The sequence below is a fragment of the Erythrobacter sp. SG61-1L genome (genome assembly GCF_001305965.1).
Lineage (GTDB): Bacteria > Pseudomonadota > Alphaproteobacteria > Sphingomonadales > Sphingomonadaceae > Andeanibacterium.
Genome location: NZ_JXQC01000003.1, coordinates 981,517 through 996,160 on the forward strand (window position 1 = coordinate 981,517; position 14,644 = coordinate 996,160).

Here is a 14,644-nt window from a genome sequence, read left to right on the forward strand (position 1 = left end):
AAGAACCGCTATGGCGGTACTAGGAAAATGCCGGCATGAATCACCACACCGATCAAAGCGTTGAAGACGCAATGCGCCTCGAACTGGCCGAGGGCGATGCCATGATCGGCACGCTCGGCCCGATCATGCGACATTTGCTGGCGAACGACGATCACTCTCTTTTCAGCGACGAAACCGTTGCACGGGTTCGCGGGATGATCGCCAGCATCGCGCTGCAGCTATTGCATGCGCAGGCTGATGCGGCCGGTATTGACGAGCCGGAAGACTATGTTGACCAGCGCACCGACGAGCTTGTCGACGCTTTGCAAGGCAATGGCGGCTTGCTTGGGCATCTCCACGCTCTTGCGCTCGAATGGCAACTTTCGGAACGGCTCCAGGCTCGAAACGGTCTCGATCCGGTCCTTTCCCCGCTGTTGCAGGCACTGATCGCTTCTAGCGATGTCGAGACAGCGGCTTCGGCCATGGCCGCTCTGGCAGGGCAGGCGCGTTTCGTGCAGGGCCTGCGGCGTATGGAACTGACATTGACGGAACTCCCGGGTGATCTGTTCCATTCCGCGCTCGTCACCATGCGGACTTTGGCTGGTGTAGAGGATGAACCGGCCGCGCAGGCCGCAGAGGCGGCGTTGCGGGCCGAGTTTGACGAAAGCCGTAGCCGTCTCGGTCTGCTTGCGCGCCTTGTCACAGGCATGGGCGGCGGGGCGATTGCGGCTCTTTCGCTCAGCCATGCCGGCGCGGCGATTTTCCTTTCTGCGCTTGCAATTGGCTCTGGCCAGTCACGAGATCTGGCTGTGCTCTCAACGCACGACCGCCAGCTTGCTCGCCTTGCTCTGGCCTTGCGGGCGGCGGGGCTTCAGCCTGCGGCGGTCGAGGAGCAACTGATTTATCTGCATCCCGACATCGCCCTGCCCGAAGGCTTCGAGCAATTGCGGACCGAACGGGCAGCGGCTCTGCTGACGGCGTCCGCGCCGTTCGTTGGGGTATAAGTCTATGCGGCCGGGCACATCCTATCTTGCAAGGGCGCGCAGCGATGCGGAAGACCGTTTGGTCGAGGCGGACGAGCCTTTGGCGGGCATGCAGCTTCGCAGCGGCGGCGATCTGCCTGGCACGATAGCAACGCCTGCGCTGCTCGAACTGGTCCGCAAGGCGCGCCGCTATGGGCTGAAGTTGGCGCGACCGATTTATGCGCGAGATGACCATGAGGCTGTTACTGCCTGGATCGAGGTCATTCCGGGGCCTGATGGCTGCGAGATCGGGCTGGCCAACTGGCAATCGGCACCGATCCCGATCGAGGATGCTGCGAGCATCGAACAGCGCCGCGCGGAGATTGACCGCGATCTGGCCGAGTTCAACGCCAGGCTCGATGCGCAGCAAGCTGTCCTCTCGGCTGACGCCGCTTCACCCGAGTTGCGGCCACTGGTCGACGCGATGCGAAAGGGGGTAGGGCAGCCCTGGACCGATTTCGTGCAGGTTGAAGGCAGTCAGCACCATCAGCCGCTGCATTGGCGCTTGCTTGATGGTGCTGCCGTGCGCTTACCGGGATCGAATCGCCGCTGGCGGGCTAGCCTTGTGCCATTGGGCGGCCCGGAGGCAGGGGCGAACGGCTTCGAGCTTTATCTGGTGGCAGATGAACCTCCGGCGCGTCCTGCTGCACTGGCGGAAGTAGCCGTGGCTCGCGTGGCACCCGGTGCGGCCATCGGCCGCGATGTGGCACCGGTGCTGCGTCAGCCCATCGCGCGTATCATTGCCAATGCGGAGACGATCCGCACTCGTCTGGCGGGGCCGCTGGCGGAGGAATACAGCAATTACGCTGCCGACATCGCCGCTGCCGGACAGCATCTGTTGGCATTGATCGACGATCTCTCGGATCTCGAGGTGGTTGAGGCCGACGAGTTTACCACTGCGCCTGACCATATCGACCTGGCCGATGTCGCTCGCAGGGCAGTGGGCATTCTTGGCGTTCGCGCTCAGGAGCGCGGGATACTGATCGACACACCCGGCCCTGACGAACATTTGCCGGCAATCGGCGAATTCCGCCGTGTCCTGCAGGTGTTGCTGAACCTGATCGGCAACGCGATCCGCTATACGCCGGAAGGTTCCCATGTCGCGGTGTCACTTGCCTCTGAGGGCGGCAAGGCCTGCATCGTTGTGGCGGATCAGGGGCAGGGGCTGAGCGAAGAACAGCAGGCGAAGGTCTTCGAGAAGTTCGAACGCCTTGGCCGCAGCGGTGACGGCGGTTCCGGGCTGGGCTTGTATATTTCGCGCAGACTCGCGCGCGCCATGGGCGGCGATCTGGTGGTGCGCAGTGAGCCGGGCAAAGGCGCGCGGTTTATTCTGAGCATTCCAGCGGCAGGCTGACACCTTCAGCCGAGCGCTTTGATTTCTTCCTCGCTGAATTCGAACACGCATTCCAGCCAGAACGGGGTGCCTTTCTGCCGGTGATAGCGCAGTTCGCCTGCGCCATCGGGTGCAGCGTCTTTCGCCCGGATGCAGAGCGATAACCCCGGCCCGCACAGCCCGAGGTGCCAGCTATTGGCAGCAATGATCGCCTGATCAGTTGCTGCGTCATCCGGGAAATAGGCGTTCACGGTCGCCGTGTAGGTCTTCCGCGGCGCGTTCTGGCGGGGTTCCTGCAGCTTGAAGGTTAGGCTGGTGGGCACAGCGCCAAACACCTTCGTCTCCCCGACCGCGAATTCAACCGTGTTCGACGGACCGGAGAGTAACGCCATGCCGGGGGAACTGGATTGTCTGAGAACCTCCAGCTTCCCCGCGGCATTCATTGTTGCCTGATAGGGCAGCGCGCATTCGAAAGCCTGACCGGCAGTCTGCGCATTTGCGGAAGTGGCTGAAGCGACTGCGGCCATCGCAGCTATTCCCGCGATTGGCCGCATCCGCTTCATATCAGTTCCCGGCTTACTTAGCGCTCCTCGACCGGAACGTAATCGCGCTGCGTCGGGCCGGTGTAGAGCTGGCGCGGACGGCCGATCTTCTGGCCGGGATCGCTGATCATTTCGTTCCACTGCGCCACCCAGCCCACGGTACGGGCAAGGGCGAACAAAGCGGTGAACATGGTTGTCGGGAAACCGATCGCCGAAAGGATGATGCCCGAATAGAAGTCCACGTTGGGGAACAGCTTCTTCTCGACGAAGTAATCGTCATGCAGGGCAAGTTCCTCGAGCCGCAGGGCGGTTTCGAACAGCGGATCATCCACTTTCAGCGCCTCGAACACTTCGCGGACCGTCTTCTGCATCACGGTCGCGCGCGGATCGTAGTTCTTGTAGACGCGGTGGCCGAAGCCCATCAGGCGGAACGGATCGTTCTTGTCCTTCGCGCGCTCGATATAGTGTGGAATCTTGTCCGGCGTGCCGATCTCATGCAGCATGTTGAGCGCCGCTTCGTTCGCACCGCCATGAGCAGGCCCCCACAGACAGGCGATGCCGGCCGCGATACATGCGAAGGGGTTTGCGCCCGAAGAACCGGCGAGACGCACAGTCGAGGTCGAAGCATTCTGTTCGTGGTCGGCATGGAGGATGAAGATCCGGTCCATCGCGCGTTCCACTTCGGGGATCACTTCATATTCTTCAGCCGGCACGCCGAAGGTCATGCGCAGGAAGTTGCCCGTGTAGGACAGCTTGTTGTCCGGATACATGAAGGGCTGGCCGACGGAATATTTATAAGCCATCGCCGCGATAGTGGGCATCTTGGCTATCAGGCGGTGCGAGCTGATCCGACGGTGTTCCGGGTCGGAAATGTCCGTACTGTCGTGATAGAATGCCGACAGAGCGCCGACCACGCCGCACATGATGGCCATCGGGTGCGCGTCGCGGCGGAAACCGCGGTAGAAGGTCGCCAACTGCTCGTGCAACATGGTGTGGCGAGTGATGGTGCGGGTGAAGGCGTCATATTCACCGGCATTGGGCAGTTCGCCGTTCAGCAGCAGATAGGCCACTTCCATGAAACTGGAATGTTCTGCCAGCTGGCCGATAGGATAGCCGCGATGGAGCAGAACGCCTTCCTCGCCATCGATGTAGGTCAGGGCACTTTCACACGAAGCGGTGGAGGTGAAGCCGGGATCGTAAGTGAACATGTGCGATTGGCCGTAGAGCTTGCGGATGTCGACCACATCCGGCCCAACGCTGCCTTCCAGCACCGGGAAATCGTAGCTCTTGTCTCCAACGGTAAGCTTCGCGTGCTTGTCAGCCAAGTCTCGTACTCCTCAAAGCTCTGCGGCCTGGTCGCCCGGAACGGCCTGTGCGTCGATACGCGCAAGGCTTTCGTCCTTTCCGAGCAGCACCAGGACATCGAAAATACCCGGCGAGGTGGTTTGCCCCGTGAGCGCCGCGCGCAGCGGCTGCGCGAGTTTGCCGAGGCCCAGCCCCAGCTCCTCCGCCATCGCCTTCAAACTGGCTTCCAGCGCCTCAGTTGTCCAGTTGTTTTCACCCGCCAAACGGCCAGAAATCCGCCACAAAAGCAGTTGTGCATCGCTGGTCAAAAGAGCCTGCGCCTGCTCGGTCATTTCCAGCGGGCGGGTCTTGAACAGGAAGGCGGCGCCATCGGCCAATTCGTTCATGTCGCGCGCGCGGGTTTTCAGCACGGGCATGGCGGCCACCAGCGTGTCGATGTCGGCTGCAGGGCCAAGGCGTGGGGCGATCAGCGCGGCGAGCCGGGCATTATCTGCTTCGCGAATGTAATGGCCGTTAAGGTTCAGCAGCTTCTTGAGGTCGAAGCGCGACGGGCTTTTGCCGACATCCTTGATGTCGAAAAGCTGGATCGCTTCGTCCTTGGTGAATTCCTCGCGGTCGCCATGGCCCCAGCCGAGGCGAAGCAGGTAATTCAGCAACGCTTCGGGCAGGATGCCCAGTTCGTCGCGATAATCGCCAACACCCATGGCGCCGTGGCGCTTGGAAAGCTTGGCGCCGTCCTGCCCGTGGATCAGGGGGATGTGCGCATAATGCGGTTCCGGCCAGCCCATAGCCTTGATGATGGTCAGTTGGCGGAAGGCATTGTTCAGATGATCGTCGCCGCGGATGATGTGCGTGACGCCCATGTCATGGTCGTCCACCACCACTGCAAGCATATAGGTGGGCGTACCGTCGGAACGCAGCAGGACGAAATCGTCCAGTTCCGCATTCTTCACCGTCACCTTGCCCTGAACGAGATCCTCGATCACCGTTTCGCCATCGCGCGGGGCCTTGATGCGCACCACGTAATCCTGACCTTCGGGCCAAGTGGAAGGAACGGCATCGCGCCATTCGCTTTCGATGCGGAAGGGCTTCTTTTCCTCGCGCGCCTTTTCGCGGCGGGCGGTCAGTTCTTCCTGCGTCAGATAGCAGCGATAGGCCGCGCCGCGCGCGATCAGATCATGTGCCACCTCAGCATGACGCGCTTCGAACTGCGACTGGTAATAGGTGTGCCCGTCAAAATCGAGGCCGAGCCAAGCCAGCCCGTCCAGAATGACGTCAATCGCTTCCTGCGTGGAACGGACCTTGTCCGTATCTTCGATCCGCAGCAGCGTCTTGCCGCCAAAATGCCGGGCATAGAGCCAGGAGAACAGCCCCGTGCGGGCATTGCCGATGTGAAGGAAGCCGGTGGGCGAGGGCGCAAAGCGCGTGACCACCGGGCTGCCGGTTGCCGCTGCATTGCCGCTAACGCTTGCCATGACCCACTTGATCCTTTCCATTGTTCTTATGGCAGACAGCACCCCCGTTTCCGTTCCGCTGAAAGAACTGCCACAGGATGCTGCGATGCAGCAGACGCATTGGCGAATGGAACGCCTCTTGTCCAGCGTGGGAGACAGGATCGACGCATTTTTGGACGCATCCGGATTCGACCGTGGGCCTTGGCTTGCAGTGGCATTTTCCGCGGGAATTGGGGCCTGGTTTGTACTCGCCACGGCCATCGGATGGTTATGCGCGGCTGTCGTCGGTATCCTTGGCGGCATGGCCGCACAGATGTTCTGGCGCCACAATGATCGGCGTGCCCATTTGCGGGCGGCAATATTCGGTGTGGGACTCGCCTTCTCGCTCGGAGTCGCAGTGGTCTGGGCGAAGTCGTCGCTGGTCGGAACGGAACCGATTGCACATCCCATAGCCGGGACATTCGATGCCCGGGTGCTGGAAAGGATAGAGCAGCCTGCTGACGGGCGGGCGAGGCTGGTGTTGGCAATGCGCGAGCCGGAGACTAGCCGGGCCGTGAAGGTCAGGGTGAACCTTCCGCTGGACAAGGACATCCTCGGGCTGGGCGAGGGGGCGCGGATCAGGGTCAAGGCGCGGCTCATGCCTCCCGCACCGCCGCTGCTGCCTGGCAGTTACGATTTTTCCCGTGCGGCATGGTTTGACGGGTTGGCGGCAACCGGCAGTGTGGTTGCCGCGCCCGAACTGCTGGAGCCTGCCGCGCAGCAAGGGGGTTTTGGCTCGCTTCAGCGGCGCCTTGCTGACCATGTCCGTTCACGGCTCGATGGTTCGGCGGGCACTATTGCCGCCGCATTGGCGAGCGGGGATCGCGGGGCGATTGCCGGCGAGGACGAGGCTGCGATGCGCGATGCGGGCCTTTCGCATCTGCTTTCCATCAGCGGGCTGCATGTCAGCGCGGTGATCGCGGCGGCCTATTTCATGGCAATCAGGCTGCTGGCATTGTGGCAATGGCTGGCCCTGCGGATACGTCTGCCCGTTGCCGCAGCCGCCATCGCGGCGCTGGCGGGGATTGGCTACACGCTGCTGACCGGCGCGGAAGTGCCGACAGTGCGAAGCTGTGTAGGCGCGGTGCTGGTTCTGCTGGCCTTGGCGCTGGGGCGAGAACCGCTTTCGCTGCGGCTGATCGCCGTTGCGGCGGGCTTCGTTCTGCTGCTCTGGCCCGAAGCGCTGGTGGGGCCGAGCTTCCAGATGAGCTTCTCGGCAGTGATCGCCATCGTCGCCCTGCATAGCGCAGGGCCAGTCCGCGCATTCCTTGCCTCGCGCGACGAAGGTTGGCTGGTTCCCGCATTGCGCCGGGGAACCATGTTGCTGGTGACGGGGCTGGTGATTGAATTCGCGCTGATGCCGGTGGTGATGTTCCATTTCCACCGCGCCGGGCTTTACGGTGCCTTCGCCAATGTGATCGCCATTCCGCTGACTACCTTCGTCTCCATGCCGCTGATCGCATTGGCGCTGGCGCTGGACGCAATAGGACTGGGGGCACCGGCATGGTGGCTGGCGGGTAAATCCCTCGAATTCCTGCTGGCTCTGGCGCATTTTACCGCCGATCAGCCGGGGGCGGTGAAGCTGATGCCGCAGATGGGCAAGGGGACATTCGCCTTGTTTATCGCCGGCAGCTTGTGGCTTGCCCTCTGGCGCGGGCGGGTGCGGCTCTGGGCGGTGCTGCCACTGGGAGTGGCCTGCGTCCTGCTGGCGATCACGCCGGTGCCCGATGTGCTGATTTCACGCGATGGGCGCGAAGTGGGCATCACCGGAGAGGACGAGCGGCTGCTCGTCCTGAGAGAATCCCGCAGCACCTTTGCGCGGGAGACTTTGCAGGAAATGGCCGGGGCAGAAGGCGAAGTGCTGGCGATCAGCCAGTGGTCTGGCGCACGATGCAGCGCGGATTTCTGTGTCGCCACCCTGAAACGGCAGGGGCGTGAATGGCATCTCTTGCTGGCCCTGAGCAAGGAACGGATCGACGAGCGCCAACTGGCCGCAGCCTGCGATTTGTCCGACATCGTGGTGGCGGATCGCTATCTGCCCAGATCCTGCCGCCCGCGCTGGATCAAGGCGGATCGCCGGAGCCTGGACGAGACGGGCGGACTGGCCCTCTATCTCAACCGCCATGAAATGAAGTCCGTTGCCGAAGGGCAGGGCGAACATGGCTGGTGGAGGAACGGAAAGGCGCGCCGCTACGACGGGCCGGGCGCGCCTTCCAGAACTTATCCGTGATACGCCTCAGTGATACTGGCGCAGCAGGCCTGCCAGCTTGCCCTGCACGATCACTTCATGCGGTTCGTAATATTGCGGATCATAGGCCGCATTGGCCGGATCGAGCCGGATGCGGCCACCTTCGCGGCGCAGATATTTGAGTGTCGCTTCCTCGTTCCGCACCAGAGCCACCACAATTTCACCATCGCGAGCATGGTCGGTGCGCTTCACCAGCGCGAAGTCGCCATCGAGAATGCCAGCATCGATCATCGAATCGCCCGACACTTCCAGCGCATAATGATCGCCCGCGCCCAGCAGGGCGGCGGGAACCGGCAGGGTCCGGTCACTTTCCAGCGCCTCGATCGGAACGCCTGCGGCAATCTTGCCGTGCAGCGGAAGCTCGATCACGTCATTCGCGGCAAAGACGGGCGCGCGCGGCGGCGCAGCGACGCGGCTGACCGCATCATTCGCTGGCGCTGCGGGCTTGCTGCCCTTGGCGTTCACATCCTCGGGGTTCTTGAGAACTTCCAGCGCGCGCGCCCGGTTGGGCAGGCGGCGGATGAAGCCACGTTCTTCCAGAGCGGAAATCAGCCGATGCACACCCGACTTCGACTTGAGGTCCAGCGCTTCCTTCATTTCCTCGAAACTCGGGGAAATGCCCGATTCTTCCAGACGGGTCTGGATGAACAGCAGAAGCTCATGTTGCTTGGCGGTGAGCATCGAAGCGGCCTCCTCAAATGTTCCACCTACGGAACGAATGCGGAACAACTAGGCAACTTCTCAAGCCAAGTCAAGCAACCCCGCCATTTCCGATCCAATAGGCCGGGACAATGCTTCCCGGTGGCGCCGGTGGGGCGTTGGCGGGCCGCTCTATAAGCAGTCCGGAAGAGGCCATGGCGCGCAATGCACTGGAATCGCGTTCCGTGACCGGCACGGCTTTGCCATCGACCAGAACGGCACGCAGAAACTCCATCCGGCCACCTCCGGCGGGCATTTCTCCTGCCAGACGCAGGGGGATGGGGGAGGGAAGCGGGCGACTGTTTCCTGCAAGGGCGCGCAGCAGGGGCAGCAGGAAGAAATAGGCCGTGACGAAGCTGGACACGGGATTGCCTGGCAGGCCGAGCACGACAGTGCCGCCCTTGCGCGCCACCAGCAGCGGTTTGCCCGGCTTCATGGCCACCCGCCAGAAATCGATCTGGGCACCCCATGCTTCCAGCGCGGGACGGATAAGGTCATGGTCGCCCACAGACGCGCCGCCACTGGTGACGATCACCTCGGCGTGGCCGGCAGCGTCGAGCGCGGCGGCGAGTGCATCGAGATCGTCGGGCACCGGGCCGAGGCGTTGAATGTCGGCAGCAAGCCCGCTCGCCATCGCGGCGAGCATGGCCCCATTGCTGGCCGGGATCTGGTGCAGGGCGCAATTGGCGGGATCGGCGGCCAGTTCGTCCCCGCTGTCGAGAATGGCAAGGCGCGGCAGGCCGTGGACGCTGAGCGAACTGTTCCCTGCCGAAAGCGCGAGCGCGATCTGCGCCGGGCCGACCCGGGTGCCCGGCGGAAGCAGGGCATCGCCGCTGCCGAAATCGAAGCCCGTGCGCCTGATATGGCGAGCGCTTGGCTCACCTTCGCCATTGAGGGCGAGGGTCTCTCCATCCCGATGCGCATTTTCCTGCAGCAGCACCGCGCTGGCGCCCGCAGGCATCAGCGCGCCGGTGGAAATGCGGATCGCTTCCCCGGCGCCGACAATGCCGGAATAGGGATGGCCGGCCGCGCTTTCGCCAACCACTTTCCACGGGCCATGCTCGCCCTCACGCATGGCATAGCCATCCATAGCGGAAAGATCGGCGGCGGGCTGGGTGCGGCGGGCGGTCAGCGGCGCGGCAAGGCAGCGACCGAGAGCCTGTTCCACCGGCACATCTTCCGGCGCCAGAGCATCGACTGACGCAAGCAGCCGGGCCTGAGCCTCGCTGAGGGGAAGGGGCGGCTTCATCGGCCTATTCTTCCGGCGCGTGCCATTCGCCCGATTTGCCGCCGCTCTTGGCCAGCAGGCGCACGCCTTCGATCACCATGCCTTTATCGAGCGCCTTGGCCATATCGTAAATGGTCAGCAGGGCGACGGAGGTGGCGGTCATCGCTTCCATCTCGATCCCGGTTTTCCCGGTGAGGCTGGCTGTGGCCGTGGCGCGTACGCCGTCAGCCTCGAACGCGAAGTCGACAGTCACGGCGTCCAGTGCAAGCGGGTGGCAGAGTGGGATCAGATCGCCCGTCTTCTTGGCGGCCATGATCCCGGCAATGCGCGCGGCGGCGAGCACGTCGCCCTTTGGAGCATCGCCGTCGCGGATCGCATCCAGCGCTTCGGGCGACATGCGGATGCGGCCTGTGGCAACGGCCTTGCGGGCAGTGGCTGCCTTCGCGCCGACATCCACCATGCGGGCCGCGCCCGATTCGTCGAGGTGAGTGAGCTTGGTCATCCGGCTACGCGCTTTTCCGTCGAAGTTGACAAGGTTGACACTGTACAGAGAGATCGGTTCCGGGCCTCTCCATCGAGGATGCCCGGCACGCAAATTCCCATGGTGAGCCTGTGTCCATCGCCCACCCATGCCAGAATGGGTGCCTGTAGGACAGAGGGCGGCGATCAGGCGCCCAGCAGCGCCTTCGTGGCGGCGGTAACATCGTCCTGACGCATCAGGCTTTCACCCACCAGGAAACAGCGCACGCCTGCATCGGCAAGGCGCAGGATGTCCGCATGGCTGTTGATGCCGCTTTCGCCCACCAGCAAAGTGCCTTCCGGCGCCAGCGGGGCGAGGCGTTCCGTCGTGCCGAGATCGGTGACGAAACGCTTCAGGTCGCGGTTGTTGACGCCGATGAGGCGGGATTTGAGCGCCGCGGCGCGTTCCATCTCTTCCTCATTATGGACTTCAACCAGCACATCCATGCCGCGTTCAATGGCTGCGGCCTCGATCTCGGCCATCTGGGCATCATCCAGCGCGGCAACGATGATCAGGATTGCATCGGCCCCGATGGAGCGGGCTTCCGCCACCTGCCAGGGATCGACCATGAAATCCTTGCGCAGCACCGGCAGGGCACAGGCCGAGCGGGCTTCGATCAGGAAATCCTCATGCCCCTGGAAATAGGGCGCGTCGGTCAGCACTGAAAGGCAGGCCGCGCCGCCTGCCTCATAGGATCGGGCATGGTCGGCGGGATGGAAATCCGGACGGATCAGGCCCTTGGACGGGCTGGCCTTCTTGATTTCCGCGATCAGGCCGTAACCGCCATCGATCTTCGCTTCGAGTGCCTTGCGGAAGCCGCGCGGGGCGCTCTGCCCGGCGGCGCGTGCGTCGAGATCGGCCAGCGAGGCGAGCGGTTTGCGCGCGGCGACTTCCTCGCGCTTGGTGGCGCAGATTTCGGCGAGTTTATCCATTATTCCGGCCCTGTACTCTTACTTTACCGCATCGATCCAGCAGTCGAGGATCGCCTTGGCGAGCCCCTTGTCGATTGCTTCCGCCGCTTCTTCCACGCCTTCGATCCAGCTCTGGACTTCACCCGCCACGATCAGCGCAGCGGCCGCATTCAGCAGCACGGCGTCGCGATAGGGGCCATGTTCGCCCATCAGCAGCTTGCGCAGTTCGGCGGCATTATGGACGGGATCGCCGCCCTTGATCGCCGCCAGCGGCGCGGCGGGCAGGCCTGCATCGGCAGGTTCCACCCGCTTCATCAGGATGCGGCCATCGCGTACTTCGGCAATTTCGCTGCCGCCCGCCAGGCTCAACTCGTCCAGCCCTTCATCGCCGGAAATGACCATCGAATGGTCAGTGCCCAGACGCTGCAGCGCCTCGGCATAGATCGGCACATAGGCCGGGCGGGCAATGCCGACCAGCTGGCGCTTCACATCGGCCGGATTGGCCAGCGGGCCCATCAGGTTGAAGATCGTGCGGCGGCCGATTGCCTTGCGGATCGGCATGATGCGGCCCATCGAAGGATGATGCTTGCCTGCGAAGAGGAAGCATATGCCGATATCGGCCAGAGTTTCTTCCGCCGTGGCCATTGCCCGGTCAAGGTCGAGGCCCAGCGCCTCCAGCGTATCGGCCGCACCGGCCTTGCTGCTGGCGGCGCGATTGCCGTGCTTGGCCACCGGCACGCCGCAGGCCGCGACGACCAGCGAAACCGCAGTGGAAACGTTGAGCGTGTGATGCCCGTCGCCCCCGGTACCACAAACGTCGATGGCGTTTTCCGGCGCGCGGATGGGGATCAGGCGCGCCCGCATGGCGCGGGCTGCGCCGGCGATTTCGCTCGCCGTCTCGCCCCGGTCGGACAGGCCGATGAGGAATGTCGCCACGTCCTCGTCCGCAACCTTGCCGTCAAGGATCGCGCCGAAGGCTTCTTCGGCTTCCGCTTCTTCCAGCGGAATATCGAGCACCGTGGGAAGCATCATGCCATTGCGGTGGCGTTGATGCCGCAGATCTTGAGGAAGTTGGCCAGCAGATCGTGTCCATGTTCCGTGGCGATGCTTTCCGGATGGAACTGCACGCCGTGGATCGGCAATTCGCGATGGCGGAAGCCCATCACGAATTCATCGTCTGCCGTGGCGTTCACTACCAGATCGTCGGGAATGTCAGTGACGATCAGCGAGTGATAACGCGTGGCGATGAAGGGGGAGGGCAGGCCTTCGAACACGCCGGTATTGTCATGCCGCACGGGCGAGGTCTTGCCGTGCATCAGCCCGCCGCGCACCACCTTGCCACCGAAATACTGGCCAATGGACTGGTGGCCCAGGCATACGCCCAGCAGCGGCTTCTTCGCTTCGGCACATGCCGCCACGAGATCGAGGCTGATGCCCGCTTCATTCGGCGTGCAGGGGCCGGGCGAAAGCAGGAAGCCCTGCGCACCGGTTGCCAGCGCTTCGGCTGCGGTCAGCGCATCGTTGCGGACGACCTTCACTTCGGCGCCCAGTTCCATCACGTAATGGACCAGGTTCCAGGTGAAGCTGTCATAATTGTCGATAACGAGGATCATGGTGCCGCCTTTGCGCGTTTCGTCGCCCGCGATCAAGTGGGGCCATGAGTGGCTTCGGACAAGTGGCTTGAGCGCATGGGGCCGGGAAACCATACATTCCTGCGAACAGGGGGAAATCCATGATTCGCTTGCTGCTGGTCTGTGCCGCGCTGATGGGCTGCCTTGCCTCTGTGCCGGCGCGCGCGGCAAACTGGGTCTATAGTTCCGACGACATCTACTGGCGCGTGTTGCGCAACATGGACAGCATCCGCAATGTCGGGGAAGGCGCCTATGAAGTGGACGTCTTCGCACTGTCGTTCCGCAGGGACAATTTCAGCCGCAGTGTCCGCCTGCGGGTATTCTGTCCGCAGACCTTGCGCTCAGGCAAGTATCAGCGGCCCGGCTACAGCGTGCAGCGCTGGCAGCTTTTTGACCAGAACGGCAAAGCGGTTCGTTCCGGCCCGGGCGGTGCGGGAAGCGAATGGCTTGCCGAGATTGGCTTCTTTGAAGGTGAGTATTCTCCAACGAACCTGTTCAGCGGCATTTATCTCTATGTCTGTCCTGGCGAAAATAGTGGATTCAGCCCGACCTATCCAATCCGGGAGAGCTTCCCTTTCCCCAATTTACAACGGCAGGCCACCAGCGAGGCAATTGGCAGAGCCGGCAAGTCGGTGGTGAATGCATTTGCGAATATCGATTTCCCGGTGACCATCCGCCTGCCCGGAAATGGCGGTCAGTATTTCGTGCCGAAGAAAATAACAGTCGAAGGATGCGATGCCGTCTTCACGTTGGATAGCGGCAGGCAGTTGCGCATCCAGCATCGCGCCGGGCTTGGCGTGAGCTTGCGGGAACTGGACGGAACCTACCGCCTGGGCGTGCGCAATGCCTATCTCGAATTCGTCACGGAGAAAGAGCCGGGCGATACGGTCAATCCGTTCATCGCGGTTCAGCGGCAATACGAGGCATTTGCCCGGATGTGCTAGGGCTTGGCCGGGGTTTCCGTCCGCCTTTCGACCATGATCAAGGGGCCGATGGGGAAAGTGTTGTCCAGCCGCTTGCTCTGCGGGTTCCACAATTGGGAAACCGTCCCGTCGAGGAACAGCGCGTTCCTGACTTTCAGCACATCGCGATAATAGCGGGCCAGCTTGCCGAAGCTGATGGGCTGATCCGAAATCACGAAGATCGCGCGGCCCGTATCCTCCACCCCCACGGCGTTGCGGATGCGCAGCGATGCGCCGTCATCCTGAATGCCGGGATGCAATTCGCCGTCCACCACCAGCATCGGGCCGGACTGGGTGCCGAAATCGGGGCGATTGGTGACGCTTGAGAAGAAGTCTTCCGTGCTGCGCACTTCCCACTTGCCGCCACGGCCGAAGAACACGCCATTGGGCAGCATGTGGAAATTGCCCGGACCGGCCTTCCGGCTGAGCGAATGGACCTTCTCCCCATTCTCGACATAATAGCCGATGGGCTGGCCATCGTCGTCGAACATGCCCGCATTGAAGGCGAACATGACCTGCGGCGCCTCTGGCGAGCGGTTGGCGGCAAAGGCGGCAAGGCTGCGCCAGGGCGGGCCGCCGCCGGCTTCGGTCTCAGGGGCAAGGGCGGTGCGGATCGTGTGCAGTTGGGGATCTGCGACGCAAACGGTCAGCGGCACCTCTTCGAACCGGGTTTCCTGGCAGCCGGGCTTCAGTTCGGGCGCAATATCGCCTGCGCCGGGAAGCGCGCCGCCGCAGGAGGTGAGCGCAAGCGCCGCCCCCATCAGAAAAGGG

14 protein-coding genes are annotated in these 14,644 nt (G+C 63.1%); 4 read left to right on the forward strand and 10 right to left on the reverse strand.

Translation table 11 applies throughout. The features are described from left to right. The first annotated feature begins 35 nt into the window (after positions 1-35). Positions 36-983 (forward strand): hypothetical protein, encoded by a 948-nt coding sequence (locus SZ64_RS05075; protein ID WP_054529824.1) that lies wholly within the window; start codon positions 36-38, stop codon positions 981-983. 4 nt (positions 984-987) lie between these two features. After that, a complete protein-coding gene (locus SZ64_RS05080; protein WP_054529825.1) occupies positions 988-2,355 on the forward strand; it encodes a HAMP domain-containing sensor histidine kinase in 1,368 nt (455 codons plus the stop codon). A 5-nt stretch (positions 2,356-2,360) separates the two neighbouring features. Here SZ64_RS05080 and SZ64_RS05085 read toward each other — a convergent pair whose 3' ends face one another. Genes SZ64_RS05085 through gltX form a run of 3 tightly spaced genes read right to left on the reverse strand, consistent with a single transcriptional unit; the run spans position 2,361 to position 5,656 of the window. After that, complete coding sequence (locus SZ64_RS05085) at positions 2,361-2,861, reverse strand: hypothetical protein (RefSeq protein WP_054529826.1); 501 nt, start codon at positions 2,859-2,861, stop codon at positions 2,361-2,363. A 53-nt stretch (positions 2,862-2,914) separates the two neighbouring features. Next, positions 2,915-4,201 (reverse strand): citrate synthase, encoded by a 1,287-nt coding sequence (locus SZ64_RS05090; protein WP_054529827.1) that lies wholly within the window; start codon positions 4,199-4,201, stop codon positions 2,915-2,917. A 12-nt stretch (positions 4,202-4,213) separates the two neighbouring features. Next, complete coding sequence (gene gltX, locus SZ64_RS05095) at positions 4,214-5,656, reverse strand: glutamate--tRNA ligase (RefSeq protein ID WP_054529828.1); 1,443 nt, start codon at positions 5,654-5,656, stop codon at positions 4,214-4,216. 28 nt (positions 5,657-5,684) lie between these two features. Between gltX and SZ64_RS05100 the strand changes: the two genes are divergently transcribed. Then, the gene (locus SZ64_RS05100) at positions 5,685-7,904 is read left to right on the forward strand and encodes a ComEC/Rec2 family competence protein (protein ID WP_054532096.1); all 2,220 of its coding nucleotides are present in this window, start codon (positions 5,685-5,687) and stop codon (positions 7,902-7,904) included. Between the two features lie 6 nt (positions 7,905-7,910). On the opposite strand, the gene lexA is transcribed toward SZ64_RS05100, so the two are convergent. From lexA to SZ64_RS05130, 6 genes are all read right to left on the reverse strand, one after another. Next, positions 7,911-8,603: a transcriptional repressor LexA gene (lexA, locus tag SZ64_RS05105; protein ID WP_054529829.1), complete on the reverse strand. Its 693-nt coding sequence runs from the start codon at positions 8,601-8,603 to the stop codon at positions 7,911-7,913. Positions 8,604-8,673: 70 nt separating this feature from the next. Next, positions 8,674-9,870 (reverse strand): molybdopterin molybdotransferase MoeA, encoded by a 1,197-nt coding sequence (locus tag SZ64_RS05110; RefSeq protein WP_054529830.1) that lies wholly within the window; start codon positions 9,868-9,870, stop codon positions 8,674-8,676. A 4-nt stretch (positions 9,871-9,874) separates the two neighbouring features. Further along, positions 9,875-10,351 carry a cyclic pyranopterin monophosphate synthase MoaC gene (moaC, locus tag SZ64_RS05115; protein ID WP_054529831.1) on the reverse strand — a complete coding sequence of 159 codons (477 nt, stop codon included), beginning with the start codon at positions 10,349-10,351 and terminating at the stop codon, positions 9,875-9,877. A 164-nt stretch (positions 10,352-10,515) separates the two neighbouring features. Further along, positions 10,516-11,304, reverse strand: coding sequence for an indole-3-glycerol phosphate synthase TrpC (gene trpC, locus SZ64_RS05120; protein ID WP_054529832.1), 789 nt, complete (start codon positions 11,302-11,304; stop codon positions 10,516-10,518). A gap of 15 nt (positions 11,305-11,319) precedes the next feature. Further along, positions 11,320-12,312, reverse strand: coding sequence for an anthranilate phosphoribosyltransferase (gene trpD, locus SZ64_RS05125; protein ID WP_054529833.1), 993 nt, complete (start codon positions 12,310-12,312; stop codon positions 11,320-11,322). Continuing rightward, on the reverse strand, positions 12,309-12,893 hold the full coding sequence (locus SZ64_RS05130) for an aminodeoxychorismate/anthranilate synthase component II (RefSeq protein WP_054532097.1): 585 nt from the start codon (positions 12,891-12,893) through the stop codon (positions 12,309-12,311). The genes trpD and SZ64_RS05130 overlap by 4 nt, the downstream gene beginning before the upstream one ends. 152 nt (positions 12,894-13,045) lie before the next feature. On the opposite strand from SZ64_RS05130, the gene SZ64_RS05135 reads away from it, so the two are divergent. Next, positions 13,046-13,855 carry a hypothetical protein gene (locus SZ64_RS05135; protein WP_156313526.1) on the forward strand — a complete coding sequence of 270 codons (810 nt, stop codon included), beginning with the start codon at positions 13,046-13,048 and terminating at the stop codon, positions 13,853-13,855. Here SZ64_RS05135 and SZ64_RS05140 read toward each other — a convergent pair. Next, on the reverse strand, positions 13,852-14,634 hold the full coding sequence (locus tag SZ64_RS05140) for a phosphodiester glycosidase family protein (RefSeq protein WP_241772984.1): 783 nt from the start codon (positions 14,632-14,634) through the stop codon (positions 13,852-13,854). The genes SZ64_RS05135 and SZ64_RS05140 overlap by 4 nt on opposite strands. Between the last annotated feature and the right edge of the window lie 10 nt (positions 14,635-14,644).

Excerpts from the sequence above, each read along its gene's own strand:
- SZ64_RS05075 (WP_054529824.1), top strand. The coding sequence starts at position 36 with ATGAATCACCACACCGATCAAAGCGTTGAAGACGCAATGCGCCTCGAA.
- SZ64_RS05080 (WP_054529825.1), top strand. The coding sequence starts at position 988 with ATGCGGCCGGGCACATCCTATCTTGCAAGGGCGCGCAGCGATGCGGAA.
- SZ64_RS05085 (WP_054529826.1), bottom strand. The coding sequence starts at position 2,861 with ATGGCCGCAGTCGCTTCAGCCACTTCCGCAAATGCGCAGACTGCCGGT.
- gltX (WP_054529828.1), bottom strand. The coding sequence starts at position 5,656 with ATGGCAAGCGTTAGCGGCAATGCAGCGGCAACCGGCAGCCCGGTGGTC.
- SZ64_RS05100 (WP_054532096.1), top strand. The coding sequence starts at position 5,685 with ATGGCAGACAGCACCCCCGTTTCCGTTCCGCTGAAAGAACTGCCACAG.
- lexA (WP_054529829.1), bottom strand. The coding sequence starts at position 8,603 with ATGCTCACCGCCAAGCAACATGAGCTTCTGCTGTTCATCCAGACCCGT.
- SZ64_RS05110 (WP_054529830.1), bottom strand. The coding sequence starts at position 9,870 with ATGAAGCCGCCCCTTCCCCTCAGCGAGGCTCAGGCCCGGCTGCTTGCG.
- moaC (WP_054529831.1), bottom strand. The coding sequence starts at position 10,351 with ATGACCAAGCTCACTCACCTCGACGAATCGGGCGCGGCCCGCATGGTG.
- trpD (WP_054529833.1), bottom strand. The coding sequence starts at position 12,312 with ATGATGCTTCCCACGGTGCTCGATATTCCGCTGGAAGAAGCGGAAGCC.
- SZ64_RS05130 (WP_054532097.1), bottom strand. The coding sequence starts at position 12,893 with ATGATCCTCGTTATCGACAATTATGACAGCTTCACCTGGAACCTGGTC.
- SZ64_RS05135 (WP_156313526.1), top strand. The coding sequence starts at position 13,046 with ATGGGCTGCCTTGCCTCTGTGCCGGCGCGCGCGGCAAACTGGGTCTAT.
- SZ64_RS05140 (WP_241772984.1), bottom strand. The coding sequence starts at position 14,634 with ATGGGGGCGGCGCTTGCGCTCACCTCCTGCGGCGGCGCGCTTCCCGGC.